Here is a 4,405-nt window from a genome sequence, read left to right as displayed (position 1 = left end):
TATTGTCCTTATGACGCATCATGATGCCTTCCATAACTGCCTGGCCGCCAATGTTGGATGATCTCATTATATTCTCCCTGTAAGTGTAAAATAAGAAGATACGCCGGGCAAAAAGCCCCAACAATAATCCCTGATAACAAAGAAAGGTTGAGATTTCCCAACCTCAACCTTCTCACTGTACCTTATTCTTCTAATTATTTGTTCAGGCCATATTTCTTATTGAACTTATCAATACGTCCACGAGCCTGAGCAGCCTTCTGCTGGCCTGTGTAGAATGGATGGCATTTGGAACAGATTTCTACGTGGATATCTTTCTTAGTAGATCCTGTAACAAATGTATTTCCACAGTTGCAGGTTACAGTTGCCTGATAATAATTCGGATGGATTCCTTCTCTCATGATTTTCGCCTCTCTGTATTCGTTCTATTTCCTTCTCGACTTCCGCTGGTGGGAAATCGACAAATTCACTATTAAACAGCTTTCTGATTATATCATACTGAATCTGGAAATGCAAGTTATTTATAAAATTTTCTGTTTTTTAATGGTTTGGACAAATTCTGCATTTGTTTTCGTGCGTGCAAACATATTCAGGATCTGCTTCTACTGCATCTTCGGACTTCATGCCGTTCAGGCCTTTACGCATAATATATACTGCTTCCTGCTCTTCGCGGCTAAGCAACAGATCCTCACGCCTTGTACCGGACTTCTGGATGTCAATAGCAGGAAACACCCGCTTCTCCTGCAGCTTCCGGTCAAGGATCAGTTCCCATATTACCGGTACCTTTAAATTCCTCATAAATCACATCATCCATCTTGCTGCCAGTATCTACAAGTGCCGTAGCAAGAATGGTCAGACTGCCGCCTTCACGCATGTTACGGGCAGCACCAAAAAACCGCTTCGGCATATGAAGTGCAGCAGGGTCAAGACCGCCGGAAAGCGTCCTGCCGCTTGGCGGAATGATCAGGTTGTAAGCACGGGCAAGTCTTGTTATAGAATCCAAAAGGATGGTTACATCTTTCTTATGTTCTACCAGACGTCTGGCACGCTCGATCACCATCTCGGATACCCTCTTATGATGCTCCGGAAGCTCATCAAAGGTAGAATAGATCACTTCCACGTTAGGTCCGTAGATAGCCTCCCGGATATCCGTTACCTCCTCTGGTCTCTCATCGATAAGAAGAATGATCAAATGCATATCTTTATTATTTCTCAAAATGGACTTGGCTACGTCCTTCAGAAGTGTAGTTTTACCGGCCTTAGGAGGTGATACGATCATACCTCTCTGACCCTTGCCGATAGGACTGATCAGATCTACGATCCTCATGGCAACTGTGCCGCCGGGACGTTCCAGGATGAGACGCTGATTAGGGAATATAGGCGTCATATCCTCAAAATTATATCTTTTGGGTCCTTCACTTGGATGAAAACCATTGAGGGACGTTACATAAAGAAGTGCGCTGAATTTTTCCCCCTGGGTCTTAATCCTTATGTTCCCCTGGATAATATCGCCTGTCTTCAGATTAAATCGGCGGATCTGGGATGGGGACACATAAATGTCATTATCTCCAGGCAGACAACTCTCACAGCGGATAAATCCATATCCATCTGGAAGGACTTCCAGGATCCCGTTCGCTTTCTCACCACTGTCCAGCTGAGCAGCTTCCCCTTTTCCCTCTGACTTTATCTCAGGTCTGCTCTCGCTTCTCACCTCTGGCTTCGTCTCTGGTCTGCTCTCCTGCTTTGCTTCTTCTCTTCCCTTGGGCGTATTTTCATTTTGAAGAGAGCCTTCTTTCTCATCTTCCTCTAACATCCGCTGGATCAGTTCCGGCTTCCGAAGTGCAGATACCCCTTTCAGGCCTCTTGCTTTTGCCAGTTCTTTTAGAGTTGCCAGCGACAACGATTCATATTTTTCTCTATTACAATTCTTTACCTCTCAATAAAAAATGGGGATGCGTCGTCAGAAGTGACATGGAATTTCTGATTAGGATATTCTACCACATTTTGCAATGTCTGTCCACCACTGTATTTGCGGGCTGCTGTTTACTGTTTTGCGGGCTGCTGTTCACCAGGTAATACTACAGTAACAATTATACATTGAGTAGGTTTCTCTTTTCGATCAGATCGTTATCGACATTTTTCGTTGAGCGGCAGGCTTTTTATTAATGAAAAAAGCCGTAATTGTAAGGATACTGGGCAGTTACGAAAAGTCCTTATTTTTTGCGGACTGCAGCCGACTCAGTTCGTATATCTTCCGGCTACGATCCCATAAGGCTCTTTTACATAAGCCCTTACATAATAAGCATAGCTTTTTCCTTTTTTCACTGTATTGTCAAAGTACACTGAGCGCTTTCCGGAAGAAACTGTCCCGATTCGTTTCCATTTTCCTTTGCCTTCCCTGCGGTAAAGGAAATAACCGTCACACTTTGTCTGGGCCTTCCACCGGATCCGAAGTCCATATCTGGTATTTGTTACAGAAGAAACCTTCTGACGGGCGGCTGCGCAAGAACTTATATTTCCCGGAAGATTTATAACCACTGGTCACATTCTTTCCATTGATCTTTCGATATGCACGAACCGCATATTCATAAACCGTTGTGGCCGAAATATTTTTATCCGTATAGGAAAGTACAGAAGCCCCTTTTAAGGTAGCGATCCGTTTCCATTTTCCTTTGGACACTTTCCGATATACAACATAGCCCTGAGCCCCATAGCTTTTTGTCCAGCTAACTTTATTATACATGCTGCCGGATACTTTTACTGAAACCGCTGGTACTGCCAGTGCTGCCTTTGCAGACTTTTCCCCGGAAAAGCTGCTGTACAGCTTCCCACTGCTTACATTTGTATAGGCCCGTACCTTATAGGTGTAGGTGACTCCATACTGTGCACTTCCATCTTTGTAGCTGGTAGTTCCATAGGAGGTATTACCCAGCTTCTGGTAGGATCCGCCTTTTGCCTTCCGATAAATCTCATATCCGGAAACACCACTTACTGCTGACCAGGAAAGATTGATCTGCTTATAGGAAGCAGAAGCAGCTGTAAGGGATCCAGGTGCAGCTATTGTTACAGGACCGGATAGGGTGCGTGTATGAGCTTTAATTCTCAGGCACATGCCATCTTCATACAGATCAGACCATCCGTCTTTACTGTTGTAAGCAAAGCTTTGTTCTATAGCAAGACCCGGCTGAAATCTTACCCAGCTGTAATTGCCCTCGGTTTCGCATAAGAAATCAATGCTGCTGCTTCCAAGATTAGTGATCACAACAGAATACATGGAACCCTGGGTCAGTGTAACCTCCGGAACCTTCACTGTAGAAATCCCTGCATAAGTCTGATAAAACTGCACCGGTGTGCTGTATGCCGGAATACCGCTGGTAGGATCCGCCGGATTGGTCAGGTTGGTATATACCTGTATGCCAAAAAGCCCTGCATCACTGTGGGTGGCAAGCACCACCTCCCCCAGAACTTCTCCGTTTCCATTTCCGGCGGTTGCAGTAAATACATTGGCAGCCATGGTGGCTCCTGAAGATGAGGTCTGCTTTTTCAAAGACAGACTGCTTAAGGCACTGGATCCGTCATAAAAATAATTATTGGTATAAGCCGGTGCAGCCGTTGCCCCTTCTGCCACAATATTATAATTGGATTTATTGTCATAAGAGATATAAAAATATCCCCCGTCTCCCCATTCACTTCCCCAGCTGTTCTTGGCGATCCAGGCGCCGTTCCTGGTCACCTTGGAAGCAGCAGGGAAATTATTTTTATCAAAGGAATCATCCCATCCCACCAGGGTTACTGCATGATTAGCACCAGATCCCTCATAGGGATAACCATACGTATAGTTTATGGCATCATAATAGGATCCATCCAGCCAAAGGGACATTCCTACTGCCCCATACTGATAGATCAGTTCCTTGATCTTTCCTACATCATATCCGGAAAATACTGCATCCGTCAGATATGCAGATGTCTGGTATGCCAGTGAAGTGGACGGCTTAGTATCATACTGTTCCGTATGCGTTGCATCTGTAGGGTAAGGAGCCTGGGATTCCAGACCCATTCCTGACCATGTAGACAGAAAAAGGGAAGCAAGGACTTGATTTCCTCCCTCCCGGTAGCTTCCGGAAACAATATTTTTATCGTTCGCTGTATTTCCCAGCGGATCATTCAGCCTGTTTGCAAAAAAATAGGCAAGATGTTCTTCTGACAGATCATAAAGTCCCTGTCCTTTCATAAGAAGAGAAGTCTCCATACCTGCCGCAGTGGTAAATGCCCAGCACATGCCGTAAGGCTTCTGATTCTTCACCTGGGAGGTATATGCCCCTCTGGTATCATACCGTGAAGGCAGACTGCTTCCATAAGAACGGCTTCTCCCCGAAATCCCGGAGGAAGTGGAAACCGGATCCTCCAC

The 4,405-nt window shown here is 45.2% G+C and carries 4 protein-coding genes; all 4 read right to left on the bottom strand.

Annotated elements, in window-relative coordinates; all coding sequences use genetic code 11:
- Positions 1–194: 194 nt before the first annotated feature.
- Positions 195–398: a 50S ribosomal protein L31 gene (rpmE, locus tag R1Y93_RS08005; RefSeq protein WP_015541906.1), complete on the bottom strand. Its 204-nt coding sequence runs from the start codon at positions 396–398 to the stop codon at positions 195–197.
- Positions 399–537: 139 nt separating this feature from the next.
- Positions 538–795 (bottom strand): hypothetical protein, encoded by a 258-nt coding sequence (locus tag R1Y93_RS08000; protein WP_500822393.1) that lies wholly within the window; start codon positions 793–795, stop codon positions 538–540.
- Positions 752–1,897: a transcription termination factor Rho gene (gene rho, locus R1Y93_RS07995; protein ID WP_500822391.1), complete on the bottom strand. Its 1,146-nt coding sequence runs from the start codon at positions 1,895–1,897 to the stop codon at positions 752–754. Before rho ends, R1Y93_RS08000 begins: the two co-directional genes overlap by 44 nt.
- 519 nt (positions 1,898–2,416) lie before the next feature.
- The coding region (locus R1Y93_RS07990; protein WP_500822390.1) for a C1 family peptidase at positions 2,417–4,405 on the bottom strand (1,989 nt) is incomplete at its 5' end.

The organism is Blautia sp. HA3515 (assembly GCF_059933065.1).
This window is presented reverse-complemented; position numbering and strand designations above follow the sequence as displayed.